Raw genomic sequence first — 17,872 nt, forward strand, 5'->3', positions numbered from 1 at the left:
TTAACCCTCTTTTTTCTTTTGCTTCGGTTTGAACATTTCCAGCATACGTGCAGTCACGGCAAAGCCACCGAAAATATTAATGCTCGCCAGAAATACTGCGATTGCCCCCAGTACACTCACCACGTTAATGGTCTGGAAATCCACGCTGCCTTCAACGCCCACCATTGGCAAGCCAACAGTTTGAATCATTGCGCCCACGATAATGATCGAAGACAAGGCATTGGTCACCGCCATCAATGGCGTATGTAGTGCTGGTGTTACCCCCCAAACCACGTAGTAACCCACGAAGATGGCCAGGACGAAAATCGTAATTGTTTCAACCATGAGTCTGCTCCTTAACCACGTTTTAACAGCACTTGGCCGCCGTGAGTGACAAGTAGGGCTTTTTGAATTTCATCTTCCTGATTCAGGACAAAGTTCTTATCTGCATCAAAAAGTGTTTCAACAAAGTTATACACGTTACGTGCATATAGCGCTGAAGCTTCAGTCGACACCGTTGATGGAATATTTGGAACACCCAGAATCTTCACACCATTTTCAGTCACAACAGTTTCGCCGCACTTAGAACCTTCCACGTTACCGCCTGATTCCACTGCCATATCCAGAATGACTGAGCCTGGTTTCATCTTGGCTACAGTTTCAGCGCGGATTAAACGCGGTGCATCACGACCTGGTAACAATGCAGTGGTAATCACGATATCGGCATTCGATACCGCTTTATCGACAATCGCTGCCTGGTCTTTGATGTACTGTTCACCTGGCATCCAGCCATAACCGTTTTTAGCTGCTTCATCAGCACGTGCTTGCTCTTCAGGAGACATCGGTACGTCTAGCCATTTACCACCCAAAGACTCAACCTGATCTTTGGCAGTCGGACGAAGGTCAGTTGCTTCTACGACTGCACCCAGACGTTTCGCTGTTGCAATCGCTTGAAGTCCTGCTACCCCGACACCCATGATCACGACACGAGCCGGTTTTACCGTACCTGCCGCTGTCATCAGCATTGGGAACATGCGCTGATATTCAGCAGCAGCTAAAAGCACTGATTTATAACCTGCAAGGTTCGCTTGCGAAGACAATACGTCCATGTTTTGCGCACGTGACAAAGTACGTGGCAAAAGCTCAAGAGCAAATGCAGACACATTCTGTGCCGCGAACTGGTCAAGCTCGGTATTGCGGTATGGGTCAAACATCGCTACAACCGTGGTGTTGGCTGACAGCTTTTGAATTTCCTCACCCTTCGGTGCACGAACTTTCAAAACTATCTGGCTACCGGTGTAGGCATCATCCGTAATTTTGGCACCAACTTGCTCATAGGCACTGTCGATGTAGGCAGCTTTAACACCTGCTCCACGTTCGATCACCACACTATGACCAGCGCTGATCAATTTCTTTACTGTCTCAGGCGTCGCAGCGACGCGATTTTCACCGACGACAGTTTCGGCTGGAATTCCAATCTGCATGAGCGTCCCTCAAGCTAATTTTTTCTTAAGTAAACACCGTGATTTACAGTGCTTCCCCTCAGGATGTGTTTTTGTTGAATTTTTGGATTCTAATTAAACTTCTAGAAATTACTACCTATTATTTATTTAATAAATACCCATATTTTGAACTGATGATTCATAAAAATGATGCTGTCATATACCATTTATTAGTTCAGCCTGATTATTTTGATTTGCTGAATTTATAAACGATATTCATTCTCTTGAACGATGACTGTTTTCCTGGTTATTTTTTATTAGACTACTTTTTGTTTTATTTTGTTACATTGATCATTCTGACAGATATTTCATTTTTTCTACTCAGCAAATCTTTATTTCAAATGAACTGATAAAGCTTAAATTAAGGCACTTTTCTAGGGCAGCTTTCTATTTTTTGACCTTTTTGACAAATTTAATCTACTTTGAACTATTCATTTTTAAGACCTAAAAATACTGTTTTCCTATAACTTTTTCATTTTTCACTCATAAAAAATATGAATTGATGATGAAAAAATTGATTAGGGATTCCCTTATTTGACTTATTCAGCTCAAGTCTTAAGACTTACCTAAAATAAGAGAAAAAAATATTCTGCAACATTTATTATATTAATACTCAGTCCACTGTCAGATTTACAAATTCTTCATTTTGCACCAATTTTGGGCAATCACTGATTCAGATGGATCTCTGTCACTTAGTCTTAAATGAGATGACTTAATACAAAGCGCTTCCAAGTCCATTTTCTTAAGTAAAAAAATTAAATTTCTAGCGAATTTTCATCTCTTATCAATCCAGAAAAGTACTTTTTTGTGGCATTTCTCCTCTAGGAGTTCGAGCACTTTGCACTATTTTTCTACTTTTATCCTGACGGGTTTTCGCCTATAGTGCCTGCAACTTATGCATCATCTTTGATGTGCTTTATAAAAATTCTCCCTGAGCTTAAGGTACTTGCCATGACTCCTCCTCTCGATATCAGTCAAAATAAATCCCTGTTATGGCTGATGGCGATCGCATGTGGTTTATGTGCAGGTGCAAACTATTATTGCCAACCGCTCATCTCCTCAATTCAGCAATATTACCAGGTACCAGAATCCCAAGTGGCGCTGACCGTGACCTTTGCGCAGGTGTCTTATGCCTTGGGCCTGCTGTTTATTGTGCCTTTGGGAGACATGCTGAATAAGTCCAGACTCATTCCTTTTTTGATGTTTGGTGCCGCATTAGGCTTGCTGATCTGTGCCACAGCAGTCAACCTGCCGATGCTCTGGGTGGGCACTATTATTGCCGGGCTATTTTCTGTTGCTGCCCAGATTCTGATTCCATTAGCTACGATGGCTGTCCGACCTGAAAAAACCGGAGAAGTGGTCGGCTTTCTTATGAGTGGTTTATTAGTCGGTATCTTATTGTCGACCAGTATTGCCGGACTTCTTTCAGACTTGTTTCACTGGAAAACCATTTATGCGCTCAGTAGTATGGCACTGCTGGTTTTGGGCTTTTACTTAAAAGGACAATTGCCCAGCATGCCGCGTATGCGTATCAGCTATGCAGCAATTTTTAAATCCATGGGTATGCTACTGCGTGAGGAACCGCGACTAGGCTTACGCTCCCTGATTGGTGCATGTGCCTTTGCAGCCATGAGCATGCTGTTTTCAACCATTGCCCTGCTGCTGACCCAGAACCCTTTTCATCTTTCTGATGTGATGGTGGGCCTAGTAACACTAGTTGGTGTTTTTGGTGCGCTGTCGACTCAGGTTATTGGCAAATGGGCGGATCGTGGCTATATCAAGATCCTAACCTGGATTGGCTGTTCAATTTTGGCAGGAAGCTGGCTATTTTTATATTTTGGTGGCGTATCCCTGCTCAGTTATATTCTAGGTTATGCCCTGATTAACTTAGGCCTGGCGATTACTCATAGCTGTAATCAGAACGTGATTTTCCGCTTGCGCCCAGATGCCAAATCACGCCTGAACTCTATTTACATGACGCTGTATTTTATTGGTGGTGCCTGTGGTTCTGCCTTGGGGGTTTATGCCTGGCATCATGGTGGCTGGAGCATGACCTGTCTGTTTGGACTTGGCTTGGCACTATGCGCCACCCTGTTTGCACTAATTGATCAATGGCAGCAGCATCGAGCAAAAGCTTAAACAAATTTAGCTGACTTGTACGACTGGGTAATAAGGTTTACCCGAATCCCAAGTTGCTGCATTTTCCAAAAGAATGCAGATAAAAGTGGGCAGCAACCCGGCCAAAACCCGGCAACTGTCTTGGAGCTGTTTGACGTTAAATGAGCTCTGATAAGTCGCACCACCCTGCATAAGCTGATAATGCAAGGTGGAAAGACGGTTAAAAATCACCAATAAAATTTCACTTAAATTTCGTTCCTGTACAGCCTTTTGTATTTTCTGTTTTTGCTGGTCTAATGCTTCACGGCAGCTTTCCAGACTGACTTTATGATGGCGATAATCCCAGAAACCTTGATCGGTATAAGGGCTATCCAGCAGTGCAGAAATTGGCTGGTTGTATTTCTCCCAGACAATATGCTGAAGTTTTTGTTCCACATCTTTTTGACAGAGGGTTTCCAGAAATTGATGCAGGCTTTGTTGATCCTGACGAACCTCTGTTTCTTGTGCATAAATCGAATTAAAACTGATCCACAGGCTAATAAACTTAAACTCTAGTTCCTCATCCAGCTCTAATGCTTTTTTAAACCAACTAAGTCCCCGTTGAATCCGTAAATTAAAATAGTCTGAATGCTGAGGTTTTTTGCTTTTATAAATCTCCTCCAACATGAGCATCGTTATTCTCCTTATTTATTTCGTTTTCTTTATCTTAATCTTAAATATCTCAAAATATAGCATTGCCGAATGACTGGGAGTTTATTTTTTCAATTCCCACAATTTCTCTTGTTAAATATCTTTATTGGAATGACAGTTATAGATCCTCATGCAGTTCAGCCTTTGGTCATGCAAATTTTATGCTAGTATTACGCCCTCTTTTTGCAGTACTGCTTTTTTGAGCAGATTTCCAGCAATTCCTGCTCATTCTTGTACTGCTATTTCTCTTCCATTTCATTTAAGGCGTGATTTTGAATGACTGATCTCAGCACCATTGAAAACAAACTTCAACCTCGCATCAGTGTTGCGCCGATGATGGACTGGACCACCAAAGATTATCGTTTCTTTGCGCGCCTGTTTAATCCAAATGTCATTTTATATACCGAAATGGTGACTACGGGCGCCATCATTCATGGCGATGCCAAACGTCATCTGGACTTCAATCAAGAAGAACATCCGATTGTGTTACAGCTCGGCGGTTCCAATCCTCAAGATCTGGCAACTTGTACTAAAATGGCTCAGGACTGGGGTTATAATGAAGTTAACCTGAATGTCGGCTGTCCGAGTGACCGGGTACAAAATAATAAAATCGGTGCCTGCCTGATGGCCGAACCTGATCTAGTCGCGGAATGTATTGATGCAATGCGTAATGCCGTTGATATTCCGGTGAGTGTGAAACACCGCATTGGTATTGATGACATGCATTCTTATGAAGAAATGCTGCATTTTGTGGATACGGTCGCCAAAACCGGTTGCGATAATTTCATCGTGCACGCGCGAATTGCTTTACTCCAAGGTCTTTCACCTAAAGAAAACCGTGAAATCCCGCCACTGCGCTATGAAGATGTTTACCGCCTGAAGCAGGACCGTCCGGAACTGACCATTGAAATAAATGGCGGGATTAAAACCTACGCAGACACGCTTGAACATCTCAAGCATGTTGATGGCGTGATGATTGGCCGCGAAGCCTATCACAACCCGTACCTGTTAGCTGAGCTGGGGCAACTATGGAATCTCGAAGCACCGGACCGTTTTGAGATCATGCAACAGATGCTGCCTTATATTGCCCAACGTATGGCTGAAGGTGCCCCCTTGTCGATTATTACCCGTCATATTTTAGGTTTATTCCAAAACTTGCCAGGTGCACGCAAATGGCGTCAGGCTTTAAGTGGTGGCAATGCCAAAACGCTAAAAGATGTAGAAACAGCATTATCGAATATTCAGGAAGCCATGCAGCGCACTGAAGATTATCTGCGTGAACATCAAGTTCAGCCTTAAAATCAAAAAGCACCGAGATCCGGTGCTTTTTGATGACCTAAAATAAAAATTAGTGGGTATAGGCCGTAATATTTCCGACCGGAATCGGTTCTTCATCATAGGAAGCCGCTTGCAGGACAGGTTCTGTAACTGGGCGGACATCTGGCCCTAACTCAATGCTGGTAGGTTCATTCACAGGTTCCAGATCATCGAGTGATGAAGCTAGCTGTTCCAGTTCACGATCCAGTTGCTGACGATATTTCTCAATCTCGATTTCATCGATAAAGGCAAAAGCATCATCTTCAATGGCCCAGCTATAACCACCATTCACCTTTGAAATTTTGACATTAATGGGATATTCATTGCCCTGATAATTCAGATGTGAAACTGCTTCAAACTCATTGCCTTTGCGATGGCGGATTTTTACATTTACCACAGTCAGACGATAATGCTGATAATTGGGATTGGCATTAAATTCTTGCTGCATTTGCCCTTGAATATTTTTGGCCAGTTCATCAATCGATACAAAATAGCTGCATCCAGCCAGACAGGCGATCATCAATATCATTATGATTTTTTTCATCCCGCCCCCTTGTGTTCTCTCACTGCTTTACAGATGTGTAAAACTTTTCATCTTTGGATTATTCTGTGATCCATTTTACACTTTTTTTAAATAAATGAATAAATAAATCCTTAGTCTATAAAGTCGTTTTTATTTTTATGTCATACCGATTTTTTTAACTTAATAGTAAAAAACTGATAATAAAAAGCCCTAAACCAGTCAGGGCTTTAACCGTCATTGAAAACTTAAAAATCATCTTCTGCAGCAGGATCATGGTGCAAGGCATCATGGATCGCTTGAACCAACTGCTGGGCGATTTCCTGTTTAGAAGCTTTGTCCAGATCACGCTTATCCAGATGATAGTGTTCGGCAAAGAATACCGTCATAGCATTTTCATCGGATGCAAAACCAATATCCGCACGCGAAACATCATTACAAGCAATCATATCCAGTTTTTTAGCTACCAGTTTGCCCGCTGCATATTCTTCAATATTACGGGTTTCTGCAGCAAAGCCCACCATAAATGGACGTTTTTCCTGCTGTGCGATGGTCGCCACAATATCCGGGTTCTTTATTAAAGCAACATTCAGCTCATCGCCTGCTTTTTTGATCTTATGCTCAGCTATCTGTGCGACACGATAATCAGCTACTGCAGCGGTCGCAATGAAGATGTCACAGCCCTGCTCCAGCATCTGCATACTTTCATTCAGCATTTGTACTGCCGAAGAAACATTTCTACGTTTGACACCATTCGGTGTATCCAGACTTACGGGGCCAGCGATCAGGGTCACATTCGCTCCAGCCGCATAACAGGCCGCTGCCAATGCAAAACCCATTTTCCCGGTACTATGGTTGGAAATATAACGTACCGGATCAATCGCTTCACGGGTCGGACCAGCTGTAATCGTGACTTGCTTGCCCGCCAGCATGCCAAATTTTTCTGCAATCGCGCGCTGTGCCTTATGAAAATACTCAGTGACCTGACGTGCCAGATCTTCCGGTTCCGGCATACGTCCCAAGCCTACATCACCACAGGCTTGCGAACCGGCATTCGGCATAATCACATGTACGCCATCTTCAATCAAAGTCGCCAGATTACGCTGTGTCGCTTTGGCAGCCCACATCTGCTGGTTCATCGCTGGTGCTACCCAGACCGGTGCATTGGTAGCCAGATACAAAGTGCTGAGCAAATCATCTGCAAGACCTGCAGCAAATTTTGCCAGCGTGTCGCAACTGGCTGGCGCTACCAACAACAGATCAGCCCAACGTGCCAGCTCGATATGCCCCATGCCCGCTTCTGCTTCAGGATCCAGCAACTCGGTATGTACCGGATTGCCTGACAAAGCTTGAAAGGTCAAAGGAGTAATGAAAGCCTGTGCGCCTTGAGTCATGACAACCCGCACATTAAACCCGGCATCTTTCAGACGTCTAACCAGAATGGCACTTTTATAGGCAGCAATACCGCCAGTGACTGCTAAAATGATATTTTTATGAGGAATTACACTTAGATCAAAGCTCACGAACAGCTTACCTTTCTGTTGCAGTGGGGCTCACAATAGCATTAAATAATTGCATTCCCAAGAGATCAGCTTCAGGGAAAACTCATAATTCATAATAAATAAGTCTAATAACTATGCGATTTTCAATCAAAAACTGGCCTGAACTGGAACGGCCGCGGGAACGTTTAATTCAATTTGGGGCAGAAAGTTTATCTGATGCGGAACTGCTGGCCATTTTTCTCCGATCAGGTTCACAACAGCATTCAGCCGTAGAATTAGCCCGACTACTGATTCAACATTTTGGCCATTTAACTGCTTTACTCGATGCACCCTTACAGGAAGTCAGTCAGTTTCATGGTATGGGTATCAGCAAATATACCCAACTGATGGCGGTTAAAGAATTAGGACGGCGTTATACTGCCGAGCATCTTAAACAGGATGCCTTAGAACTAAGTAATTCAAAAAGACTGCGGGATTATTTACGTTTCGAATTATTGGGTGAAAATCAGGAAGTGTTCGCGGTCCTGTGTCTGGACGCCAGTTTAAGGAAAATTGCGTTTAAAAAGCTGTTTTATGGCTCTGTGAATGCATGTGATATTTCAATTAATCAGTTGCTCAGATATGCCATTACCCAACAGGCAACTTCAATTGTGATTGCGCATAATCATCCCTTGGGCCAAGCCACTCCTTCTAAGGCTGACCTGTATCTGACCCGCCAGATTCAACAGGCATGTCGACTGGTCGATATCCGTTTAATTGATCATTGTATTATTGCTCTGGAAGGCAGTTTTTCCTTTGCTGAGCAGCAACTCATCAAACCTGAAGCCTAAGGGGGAATAGCACTTGACAAAGCAGCTACAACTCAAGAAGATCATGAAAAAAATTGTGATGATTCCAATAAATGATCGTACGTGACCAGCAGGACGTTTTTAAATTATTATTTTCCTGGCGAGGAACGATTTTACCTAAGGTTCTACCTCCTTTAGGCGTGGTCATGCTGATTTCAGCCATTATTGGTGGTTTTTCACGTGTAGGTTACTTTCATTTTCCAGAACTCCCTCTCGTTGGCTTTACCCTCATCGGTGTGGTGCTGTCTATCTTTCTCGGATTTAAAAACACTGCCTGTTACGACCGCTGGTGGGAAGCACGTAAACTCTGGGGTATTCTGATTGCCAATGCACGTCATTTTGACCGTGACTGCCGGATGTTGTCCCAAGGTCGTCGTGAACGTGTGATTCAGCATGTCATCGTTTTCGCAAATGTCCTGCGTGACCGTCTACGCCATCAGACAGCCAATCCGACTGAGCTAGTGGAAACCAGTGGAATGAGCCAGCAAGCAATTACTCAGCTTTATCAACAGGCCAATGCCCCGCAATATACCTTGAGTCTGATTCAATGGGAGCTGATGCAGGCTCTCAAAGAAGGTGAAATCTCTGACATCATTTATATGCAGATGAATAATCATGTCGCGGAACTCAGTATTGTGCAGACAGGTTGTGACCGGATTGCGACGACTCCTTTACCTTTTGCTTATTCAGTTCTGTTGAATCGTACTGTTTATTTCTTCTGTTTTATTCTGCCGTTTAGCCTTGGTGCAACCTTAGGTTTATTCACCCCTTTTCTGGTCGGCATTCTCGCTTATACCTTCCTAGGACTGGATGCTTTAAGCTCAGAAATTGAAGAGCCTTTTGGTACACAAAGCAATGACTTACCACTTGATTCTATGGTTCGTACTATTGAAATTGAACTCTTGGGAACTTTAGGTAAACCGACACCACCACCGATTCAGGCTCAAGATAATAATTTGCTTTAATAGATTACCTCTCTTATCAAAAGAGAGAACTCTTTCACACTGGGATGCGTAGCAGTGTTGCGACTACTGCTTAACGCATTAAACAAAACTCTCCCAGATCCCGATCTGCCCTGGTTTTAGGCTTGGGACTTGGCCCAGTTTAACCCAAGGCATATTATCGCCATGAAAATCACTTCCGATCGAAACTTTCAAACCTTGTTCTGCAATCATCCGGTCGACCATCTGACGGGTTGAACTTGGATCAATGGCTGGCGGTAGCTCCACCGCATCTCCACCAAACTTGGCGAAGATCTCGATCAGATAGCGAATATTGGTGGCTGATAAGTCATAACGGGTTGGATGAGCTAGCACGGCAAAGCCACCGCTGTCATGTATGACCTGAATGGTTTCTTCCAGACCCAGACCATCAAATTTGACATAAGCCTTTTTACCTTCCTTGATGTACTTATCAAAGGCCTGCTGTGGACGGGTCACAATGCCTTTTTCTACCAGCGTTTTGGCAATATGGGTTCGGGTAACCCGATCAGGAATATTGTCAACTTTGGCAATCACGTCAGCATAAATATTCTGGCCTATTAAAGGAACCAGAAGATCACAGATCTGTTTAGAGCGTTCGGCACGAATGATCTTCTGCTGATTGAGGGCTTTTTGTAACGGCTCAGGATTCTGAACATTGAGTGCCACAATATGTACGCCATAATTTTTCTTGGTCGCTGGACGTGACCATTGGCTGGAAATCTCGACTCCAGAAATTATCTTAATCTCATGATTTTTGGCAGCTTCTTCAGCCAGCACCAAACCGTCCATGGTGTCATGATCAGTGAGGGCCAAAGTATGGATAAGTTTGTCCGCAGCCGCTTCGACCAATTGCCGAGGACTCAAAGTTCCATCAGAAATATTACTATGTGTATGTAAATCTACGCCGTGCATCTCTATACTATGACATTTATTTGATCAGATTTAGATACTCTAACATGAAAGCACTTTTAGACTTTGTGCCACTCATTATTTTCTTTTATTTATATAAAACTGTAGATCCAAAAGACACTGACCATCAACTTTTACAATTGATCGGTTCTGCGGGGGGTGTCGACAATAACAATATTCTCGTTGCAACTACGGGTCTGATCATTTCCATGCTGGTGGTTTATGGTGCGTTATTTGTCATGCAAAAATTCCGCCTGGACAAACAGCAATGGATCGTTCTGTTTATGACAGTGATCTTCGGTGGTATTACCCTGATGCTCAGCGACGATTTCTATATCCGTCTTAAAGCTGTATTACTGAATCTGGTCTTTGCCGGCGTCTTCCTATTATCGCCATGGTTTAGCAAAGATAAGAAGCCACTCATCCAGCGTCTGTTTGGACCGGTATTCAATTTGAGTGCCAAAGGCTGGCTTAAATTAAACTATGCCTGGGTCGGTATGTTTACTCTCATGTCATTTCTGCATACTTTCTTCGCCTATTTATGGATGGATGGAAAATATTGGGGCGAATTTACTGCATTCGGTGACATGATCGTGATGTTTTCCTTTATCATTATTCAGTTTATTGTATTACGTAAATACTTTAGAACAGCTGAATAAGTCCAACTACAAACGATAGAGAGTCATCATGCCATTATTCGTCGTTAGCTGTACCGACCGCGAAGGTACAGTTGAAAAACGCCTTGCGATTCGTCCACAACATCTTGCACGTCTGGAACAGTTAGATGCTGAAGGTCGTCTGATTGTTGCAGGTGCCATGCCTAAAGATCCAGCCAATCCACAAGCCGGTTTCTATGGCAGTACCATCATCGTTGATTTTGACAGTCGTGAAGCACTGGATGCATGGTTACAGGATGAGCCATTCCTGAAAGAAGGTGTATACGCGCATATTGATGTGAAACCATTTAACAAAGCATTTCCTAAAGGATAAGGTTCATGCGCGCTGTTACCGCCAGTTTCATTGGCTTTTGTTTCATGATTCCTTCTGCCTGGGCTGTTGAAGTTTCTGCTCCAGCTGCCCCGGCTACACAGCCAGCAGCTACTCTTGTTCAAGCTGTTACCACGCAAGCACCTGCTCAGGGCACTTCTGCACAGCAGGCTGGAATTATTCCAGCAGTTGCGACAACTGCTCAGACTGTTCAGCCGACTGAGAAAAAGCCGCTCACTGCAGAAGAAATTGCCAAGCAGAAAGCCCAGCAAGATGCCAAAGTCAAAGCTTTAGTCAAAGATCAGGCAACGCGTCTACAGCAACTGGAAAAAGCCAATCTGGAAGCCCTGTCACAAAATCAGGAATTGCAGCTCAAGAACGACAATCTCGGGGTTCAGGTACAGGTCCTGCAAAGTGAACGTAGTGCCCAGATGTTTCTCTACGGTGCTGCAACTTTGGCGGTCGGTGTATTACTTGGCTTTCTCATTGCAAGCTATGTTTATACTAAACGTCGCCGTCAGTGGTAATCTATAAGCTTTCCAAATATCTTTAAGGTTGTACCCGTTTTGTCGTATGCAATTCAAACTGCCGATCTGGATTGGCAATTAGTGGATGGCATTGATGTGCCTGTGTCCAAGCAATTTGGTGATGTGTATTTTTCCAAAGACAATGGATTGCTGGAAACCCGGCATGTCTTTTTAAATGGTAATGACCTTCGTACCCGCCTGGCCGATTTAAAACCTTTTGCATATTTCTGTGTCGGTGAAACGGGTTTTGGTACGGGTTTAAATATTCTGGCTTTGTGGCAGCTGTGGCAACAGGTTCGTCCAGATAATCAAAGTCATCTGCATGCAATTTCAGTAGAAAAATTTCCGCTTTCTAAAGCAGATTTAATTCGCGCCTTAAATGCCTGGCCAGAATTGAAGCCACTAGCAGATCAACTCATTTCCCAATATCCAATGCCGATTGCCGGTTGTCATCGTCTCAGCTTTCCTGAAGAACGTTTCAGTCTGGATCTGTGGCTGGGAGATGCACATGATGTCTTTCCTGTTATTGAAAAAACTGCACCAGTTAATGCCTGGTTTCTAGATGGCTTCGCACCTTCGTGTAATCCGGACATGTGGGAAGAAAATGTTTTAAATAACATCGTGCGTTTATCCGAGATCGGAACGACTTTTGCTTCTTTCAGTGTTGCAGGTGTCTTAAAGCGTGGTTTAAAACAGCATGGAATCTCCATTTCCCGTCCACGTGGGTTTGGGCATAAACGTGAAATGCTGAAAGCGATCTGGAATCCTGTTGAAAAAAATAAAGACAGTGAAACGGTTTTAGAGCTGGAAATTGCTCAAAAAAAAACTGAACCAGATCTAGAGAGTCCTACCAGACCTCGTCAAATCGCTGTGATTGGCGCTGGAATCGCAGGTTTAAGTACGGCATTGACATTCGCTCAGCGTGGTCATCAAGTCACGATTTACGACCAGTCAGCGCCTCTTTCAGGCGGTTCCGGCAATCCCCTTGCCCTGCTTAATCCTAAACTGTGTCCAGTTGAGCAAAGTGCTGAACATCTGATGACGGTGGCCTGGCAGCATGCCTTAAATCATTATCAGAAATTTAAAGCTTTTCGCTCAATTCAGGTCAATCAGCTTGCCTTAAAAAATCCTGAACAGCTTTTAGGATTGGTAGATGAATATCCCGCAGACATTCTTTCTGCTCAAAGTGCAGCAGACCAAGAGATTCAAACTGAATTTCCAGCTTTAAAACTATTAGCAGCGGGCGCAGTTTCACCCCATCAACTGCGTGATGAAATTTTGCAGCATCCTCTTATTCAGTATAAACAAGCCCAAATTAGTCATATTGAGGCTGCTGAACAACCTGAGTTATTTGCAGATCAGCAATCCTTAGGCAAGTTTGATCACATCATTGTATGTACCGCACGTGATACCCAGCAATTCTTCAAAAATTATCCAATCCTGAAACCGATTCGTGGACAGGTTAGCTGGGTCAATAATCACGATCAGCCCTTACATCAGGATACAGCCTATAGTTATGGCGGTTACTGTATGCAGCTCAATCCCGAACAACTGATTTTGGGTGCTTCCTTCTATCCAGGCCGGGATGATGCAGAAGTCTTAATAGAAGATCATGTGCATAATTATAAACTTATCCACAGTGTCTTTCCTGAATATGCACAGTTATTACCACCTACCGAAACCTGGCAAGGTCGAGCAGCAGTACGTGCCCAGAGTCAGGATTATTTTCCTTTACTCGGAAAAATGAAAGCAGATGAAGAGATTTATAGTTTTGCTGGTCTCGGCTCTAAAGGTTTTCTATTTGCACCACTGTGTAGTGAAATTCTGGCTGCCCAGATTTTAGGGGAAGCCTGTCCCGCACCTTCGAACTTGGTAAAGAAACTCGACGTGACACGCTTTCAAAAGAAGGTAAAAGCCAAGAAGCCTTATTTTAAGCCTCAAGATTAAAGAGCCTTCCCTTTAATAAAGGGGGAGGAACACTGTTCCGCAAGGGAGAGATTTTAGAAAGAGTTTAACCCCCTCTTTAAAAAAAGGGGCTTTGAAGAAATCTAGACAACAAAAAAGCGCCTGACGGCGCTTTTTTTTCACAAGGTCAATTATGCGCCTTGTTCCAGTGGCATACCTGCATCACGAGCAGCACGAGTACCACCCATCAGGATGACATATTCACGTGAGCTGTCAAAACCTTCTAATTTTTCAGCTGCACGTGGAGCTTTACTCCCACCACCACATAAAATGTAAATCGGTTGATCCGCTGACACCTGAGTCAGGCTATCTGCTGAAAGATCGTTAATGGGCTGATTGACCGCCCCTTTCACGTGTGCTTCAGCATAAGCACTTGCATCTCGTACATCCCAGATTACAGCATTTTCTGGGAACTCAAATGTTGTAATTTCTTGTTTACGGATCATTGCGCACTCCTTTGATGTAAACAACACTTGGCAAATGAAGAAAACATCCCTAGCATCTCAGATATTCTTTCCCTTTGTAAAGGTCTAAACTATGCCTTCTTTCGATATTGTTTCTGAATTAGAAATTTTTGAAGTAAATCATGCAGTTCAAAATACCCAAAAAGAGATTGCAACCCGCTTCGATTTCCGTGGACAGGATGTTTCCATTGAACTGAATGAAAAAAACAAGGAAATCAAAATTAGCACAGAAAGTGATTTCCAATGTGAGCAAGTGTATACCATGCTGGAAAACCATTTCTTCAAGCGTAAAGTGGATATTCAGGCACTAGATCCACAAAAAATGACCGCTTCAGGCAAAAATGTAGTTCAAGTGATCAAGCTTAAAGATGGCCTTGACTCAGATACAGCAAAAAAAATTAATAAGGCCATTAAAGAAAGCGGTATTAAAGTGCAATCTTCTATTCAGGGCGACAAGATTCGTGTGACTGATAAAAAACGCGATACCTTGCAACAAGTGATGGCATTCCTGAAAGAACAACAATTCGGTCTGCCTTTACAGTTCAACAACTTTAAAGACTAAGGCAGCAACGTCTGTAGATGGAATTATGGCAAAGAGCAACCGACTGACCAAACTGGTCAAAGCGACATCAAGACTACCGCAAGGTATGCGTACTTCTTTATTGAGTAAGACCTTTGGCCGAGTGGTTCCAATGGTTGGCTCTGCCAAGATTCGCTATCAGGAAGTCAGTGCATCCAAAGTTGTGGTGAGTATGGTCAATCATAAAGCCATGCAGAACCATATCGGTCAGATTCATGCCTGTGCTATGGCACTATTGGCAGAAACAGCAACCGGCTTTGTGACTGCAATGAATGTACCTGACAGCGCAGTGGTTTTGATTAAAAGCCTAAAAGTAGACTTTAAGCGTCCAACTAAAGGCGCCATGACTGCAGTAGCTACTTTAACTCTTGAACAACAAGAACTCATGCAGAGTTCAGAAAAAGGTGAAACGCTAGTACAAGTTATTGTAACTGATGAATCTGGTGAAGCACCGATTCAATGCGAGATGCTCTGGGCCTGGATCGCCAAGAATCAGTTGAAGCCAGCCTAATTTCAATACAGACAAAAAAATCCCAGATCAATGATCTGGGATTTCTTATTTAAAGAATTATGAGTTCTGCTGAGATTCTGCAAATTTCTGTTTTGCTTCATCCGGAATTGGACGTTTATTGCCTTTGACATCCACTGCGACAAAGGTAAATACCCCTTCAGTCACGCGTACAGGTGCACGTGAGTTATCATGACTGTCCCATACTTCGATTTGCATCTGGATTGAGGTATTACCAACTTTTAGAATTTTGGTATAGCAGCTAATGACATCGCCGACTTTCACAGGAACCAGGAAGGTCATCTGGTTAATCGAAATCGTTGCACAGCGTCCTTTACTAAAGCGCTCTGCATGAATTGCTCCCGCCAAGTCCATTTGTGAAACAATCCAGCCACCAAATACATCTCCACTCCAGTTGGTATCCGCAGGCATTGCAATCGTCTGCAGGGAAAGTACTCCCTCTGGTTTAATATGAGAATCTGTCACTTGAACTCCAGGCTTTTTAAATTAGGATTGAGCATTATTTAACTGCTGATCAAGCCACTTTTGTAGTTCGCTTGAACGTAATGCACCGCTTATTCTAGCAATTTCATTGGTTTTATTCATCAAAACCAGCGTCGGAATACTACGCACATTAAATGCTGAGCTTAATCGCGGATTGGCTTCGGTATCAATTTTAGCAAATACCACCCGTGGATTTTCTTTTGCTACAGCAGCAAAATGCGGTGCCATCATTTTACATGGACCACACCAGTCTGCCCATAGATCAATCAGGATGGGAAGATCACTATGGGTGACAAACTGACTAAAGTTCTGTTCATTTAGCTCAATCGGCGCCAGTGGAACCAAAGCCTGATGACACTGACCACATGCTGGATCGGCCGTTAATTTTTCTTCAGGCACACGATTTTTAGCCTGGCAATTCGGGCATACAATGATCATCTAGCGCACTCCAATATGTTGATGTAAGAATTCTAATTGGGTCGAGACTGCTTTTTCAAACCATTCACCATGATAAATATCAAAATGCCGCATATTCCACTCATGATATTGTACAAATGGTGCAATATTGGTTGCGGTTTCCCGGCTAGCTTCAATGGGAATCAGGCTGTCTTGTTGTGCTGCGATAAACAGGACAGGAATAGTGATTTTGCGGACTTGCTGAATAGGACGATAACGCATCAATTTAAAGAATACCCGGGCTGGGATATGACCACTCCAGTAATAATCTGGATTCACAATGGATAGATACCCTTCATAACTGTCTTGTGTCGGCATAAAACAGAGTTCATTACGATCAACCACCGGCAAGGTCTTGGGAGCCATTCCGACCTTTGCTCCCATATAATCCTGACTGGAAATCTTCAGGGCTTTAGGCAATTGCTGCAAAGGATAAAGTTTGGCACTTTCTGCCCCATCTACAAAGGGTACCTGGACCATTACCGCCTGAATATTTTTTAGTTCTGCGGCCAATGTCAGCACATGCCCGCCACTCAATGCTGTTCCCCATAACACAATCCGTTTAGCATCAATGGATTTACGTACCTGCAAATGCTGAATCATCGTACGCCAGTCTTCAATTTGAGCACTGATCGATACCAGTTCACGCGGACGTCCGGTACTGCCTCCCCAATAGCGATAATCAAACAGAACCACCGCATAACCTGCACTGGCAAAACATTGGGCATATTGTACCAGTTTAAAATGACGTAAAGCCGCTAGGCCATGAGCCATCAGGATCACAGCTGGTTTGTCAATTTGTTGAGGACGATAGAAATCCGCAGCAATCACTTCCTGACCGCTTTTGACATACAGTGGTTCGACTGTATAGGCGTACATACGCGCTCCATTGCGTTATTTTATAGTTGTAATCGTTTATAAATTTTTCAGAACTAGGCCATCATGTTTTCAGCTTAATGCTATCATAAAGCATATCAAGATAAATGACATAATGGAGTGACATCATGAGCGAAAATGTAGGCTTTGCTGGCCAAATTGGTCCTGAACATATCTCTCAAGTAGTTGAAAAAGGTTTTAAATCAATTATCAATAACCGTCCAGATATGGAAGGTGGCCCTGAACAGCCAACCAGCGTACAAATTGAGGAAGCTGCTCGTAGTGCAGGTCTGGATTATGTTTTCCAGCCAGTAGTTGCTGGCCAGATTACCGAGCTGGATGTGCGCACCTTTGCTAACCATTATAACGAATTACCAAAACCGATCTTGATGTTCTGCCGTACAGGAAATCGCTCCAATAATTTATATCAGTTAGCGAAACAGATGGATCTGCTGGATGACTAAGGTATTTGGGGAAATGTACTTTTAGTCAACATCTCCTTTTAGTTTCAGAGATCGGCCTATGTATAAATTCTTACTGGTTATATGTTGCAGTCTTGCATTGATGGGTTGTAATTCAATGAATTTTAAGCCTACTGTGGGTGTCAGTGTGGGAACTTCTATTTAATTTTTTGAAT

The 17,872-nt window shown here is 43.3% G+C and carries 21 protein-coding genes; 11 read left to right on the forward strand and 10 right to left on the reverse strand.

Translation table 11 applies throughout. The features are described 5' to 3' along the window. Together B3Q46_RS05525 and B3Q46_RS05530 are read right to left on the reverse strand one after the other, a co-directional pair. Positions 1-324, reverse strand: a complete 324-nt coding sequence (locus B3Q46_RS05525) for a proton-translocating transhydrogenase family protein (protein WP_004783638.1) — start codon at positions 322-324, stop codon at positions 1-3. An 11-nt stretch (positions 325-335) separates the two neighbouring features. Beyond that, positions 336-1,463: a Re/Si-specific NAD(P)(+) transhydrogenase subunit alpha gene (locus B3Q46_RS05530; protein WP_034170850.1), complete on the reverse strand. Its 1,128-nt coding sequence runs from the start codon at positions 1,461-1,463 to the stop codon at positions 336-338. Positions 1,464-2,432: 969 nt separating this feature from the next. Here B3Q46_RS05530 and B3Q46_RS05535 point away from each other — a divergent pair. Continuing rightward, positions 2,433-3,620 (forward strand): MFS transporter, encoded by a 1,188-nt coding sequence (locus B3Q46_RS05535; RefSeq protein ID WP_286713916.1) that lies wholly within the window; start codon positions 2,433-2,435, stop codon positions 3,618-3,620. A 6-nt stretch (positions 3,621-3,626) separates the two neighbouring features. Here B3Q46_RS05535 and B3Q46_RS05540 read toward each other — a convergent pair whose 3' ends face one another. Next, entirely contained in the window at positions 3,627-4,271 is a 645-nt protein-coding gene (locus B3Q46_RS05540) for a HEPN domain-containing protein (RefSeq protein ID WP_286713918.1), read from the reverse strand. Positions 4,272-4,565: 294 nt separating this feature from the next. On the opposite strand from B3Q46_RS05540, the gene dusA reads away from it, so the two are divergent. Continuing rightward, positions 4,566-5,588 carry a tRNA dihydrouridine(20/20a) synthase DusA gene (gene dusA / locus B3Q46_RS05545; RefSeq protein ID WP_286713920.1) on the forward strand — a complete coding sequence of 341 codons (1,023 nt, stop codon included), beginning with the start codon at positions 4,566-4,568 and terminating at the stop codon, positions 5,586-5,588. Between the two features lie 49 nt (positions 5,589-5,637). On the opposite strand, the gene B3Q46_RS05550 is transcribed toward dusA, so the two are convergent. Beyond that, entirely contained in the window at positions 5,638-6,150 is a 513-nt protein-coding gene (locus B3Q46_RS05550) for a hypothetical protein (protein ID WP_104425731.1), read from the reverse strand. A 224-nt stretch (positions 6,151-6,374) separates the two neighbouring features. Next, positions 6,375-7,649: a bifunctional phosphopantothenoylcysteine decarboxylase/phosphopantothenate--cysteine ligase CoaBC gene (coaBC, locus tag B3Q46_RS05555; protein ID WP_286713923.1), complete on the reverse strand. Its 1,275-nt coding sequence runs from the start codon at positions 7,647-7,649 to the stop codon at positions 6,375-6,377. A gap of 113 nt (positions 7,650-7,762) precedes the next feature. Here coaBC and radC point away from each other — a divergent pair, with 113 nt between their 5' ends. Together radC and B3Q46_RS05565 are read left to right on the forward strand one after the other, a co-directional pair. Continuing rightward, positions 7,763-8,458 carry a RadC family protein gene (radC, locus tag B3Q46_RS05560; RefSeq protein ID WP_286713925.1) on the forward strand — a complete coding sequence of 232 codons (696 nt, stop codon included), beginning with the start codon at positions 7,763-7,765 and terminating at the stop codon, positions 8,456-8,458. A gap of 71 nt (positions 8,459-8,529) precedes the next feature. Continuing rightward, positions 8,530-9,441 carry a bestrophin family protein gene (locus B3Q46_RS05565; RefSeq protein ID WP_005233841.1) on the forward strand — a complete coding sequence of 304 codons (912 nt, stop codon included), beginning with the start codon at positions 8,530-8,532 and terminating at the stop codon, positions 9,439-9,441. A gap of 78 nt (positions 9,442-9,519) precedes the next feature. Here the strand turns inward: B3Q46_RS05565 and B3Q46_RS05570 are convergent, their stop codons facing one another. Then, the gene (locus B3Q46_RS05570) at positions 9,520-10,371 is read right to left on the reverse strand and encodes a PHP domain-containing protein (protein ID WP_286713928.1); all 852 of its coding nucleotides are present in this window, start codon (positions 10,369-10,371) and stop codon (positions 9,520-9,522) included. Positions 10,372-10,415: 44 nt separating this feature from the next. On the opposite strand from B3Q46_RS05570, the gene B3Q46_RS05575 reads away from it, so the two are divergent. The 4 genes from B3Q46_RS05575 to mnmC are packed head-to-tail and all read left to right on the forward strand — an operon-like array spanning position 10,416 to position 13,829. Further along, a complete protein-coding gene (locus tag B3Q46_RS05575; protein WP_005233839.1) occupies positions 10,416-11,027 on the forward strand; it encodes a septation protein IspZ in 612 nt (203 codons plus the stop codon). 28 nt (positions 11,028-11,055) lie between these two features. Next, positions 11,056-11,358, forward strand: a complete 303-nt coding sequence (locus B3Q46_RS05580; protein ID WP_004783657.1) for a YciI family protein — start codon at positions 11,056-11,058, stop codon at positions 11,356-11,358. Positions 11,359-11,363: 5 nt separating this feature from the next. Then, a complete protein-coding gene (locus B3Q46_RS05585; protein ID WP_005233837.1) occupies positions 11,364-11,882 on the forward strand; it encodes a hypothetical protein in 519 nt (172 codons plus the stop codon). Positions 11,883-11,921: 39 nt separating this feature from the next. Further along, a complete protein-coding gene (mnmC, locus tag B3Q46_RS05590) occupies positions 11,922-13,829 on the forward strand; it encodes an FAD-dependent 5-carboxymethylaminomethyl-2-thiouridine(34) oxidoreductase MnmC (protein WP_286713932.1) in 1,908 nt (635 codons plus the stop codon). 149 nt (positions 13,830-13,978) lie between these two features. Here mnmC and B3Q46_RS05595 read toward each other — a convergent pair whose 3' ends face one another. Continuing rightward, on the reverse strand, positions 13,979-14,293 hold the full coding sequence (locus tag B3Q46_RS05595) for a rhodanese-like domain-containing protein (RefSeq protein ID WP_005233835.1): 315 nt from the start codon (positions 14,291-14,293) through the stop codon (positions 13,979-13,981). 91 nt (positions 14,294-14,384) lie between these two features. Here B3Q46_RS05595 and B3Q46_RS05600 point away from each other — a divergent pair, with 91 nt between their 5' ends. Both B3Q46_RS05600 and B3Q46_RS05605 read left to right on the forward strand, forming a co-directional pair. Continuing rightward, on the forward strand, positions 14,385-14,873 hold the full coding sequence (locus B3Q46_RS05600) for a YajQ family cyclic di-GMP-binding protein (protein ID WP_004783667.1): 489 nt from the start codon (positions 14,385-14,387) through the stop codon (positions 14,871-14,873). 25 nt (positions 14,874-14,898) lie between these two features. Next, positions 14,899-15,402 carry a DUF4442 domain-containing protein gene (locus B3Q46_RS05605; protein ID WP_262477273.1) on the forward strand — a complete coding sequence of 168 codons (504 nt, stop codon included), beginning with the start codon at positions 14,899-14,901 and terminating at the stop codon, positions 15,400-15,402. 57 nt (positions 15,403-15,459) lie between these two features. On the opposite strand, the gene B3Q46_RS05610 is transcribed toward B3Q46_RS05605, so the two are convergent. The 3 genes from B3Q46_RS05610 to B3Q46_RS05620 all read right to left on the reverse strand — a co-directional run bounded on the left by B3Q46_RS05610 (position 15,460) and on the right by B3Q46_RS05620 (position 17,238). Continuing rightward, the gene (locus tag B3Q46_RS05610) at positions 15,460-15,831 is read right to left on the reverse strand and encodes an acyl-CoA thioesterase (RefSeq protein WP_171523022.1); all 372 of its coding nucleotides are present in this window, start codon (positions 15,829-15,831) and stop codon (positions 15,460-15,462) included. Between the two features lie 75 nt (positions 15,832-15,906). Beyond that, entirely contained in the window at positions 15,907-16,341 is a 435-nt protein-coding gene (trxC, locus tag B3Q46_RS05615; RefSeq protein ID WP_034702471.1) for a thioredoxin TrxC, read from the reverse strand. Beyond that, entirely contained in the window at positions 16,342-17,238 is an 897-nt protein-coding gene (locus B3Q46_RS05620; RefSeq protein ID WP_286713936.1) for an alpha/beta hydrolase, read from the reverse strand. 125 nt (positions 17,239-17,363) lie between these two features. Between B3Q46_RS05620 and B3Q46_RS05625 the strand changes: the two genes are divergently transcribed. Further along, on the forward strand, positions 17,364-17,699 hold the full coding sequence (locus tag B3Q46_RS05625; protein WP_004783676.1) for a TIGR01244 family sulfur transferase: 336 nt from the start codon (positions 17,364-17,366) through the stop codon (positions 17,697-17,699). Positions 17,700-17,872: the final 173 nt, after the last annotated feature.

The organism is Acinetobacter sp. UBA2581 (assembly GCF_002339435.1).
GTDB lineage: Bacteria > Pseudomonadota > Gammaproteobacteria > Pseudomonadales > Moraxellaceae > Acinetobacter > Acinetobacter variabilis.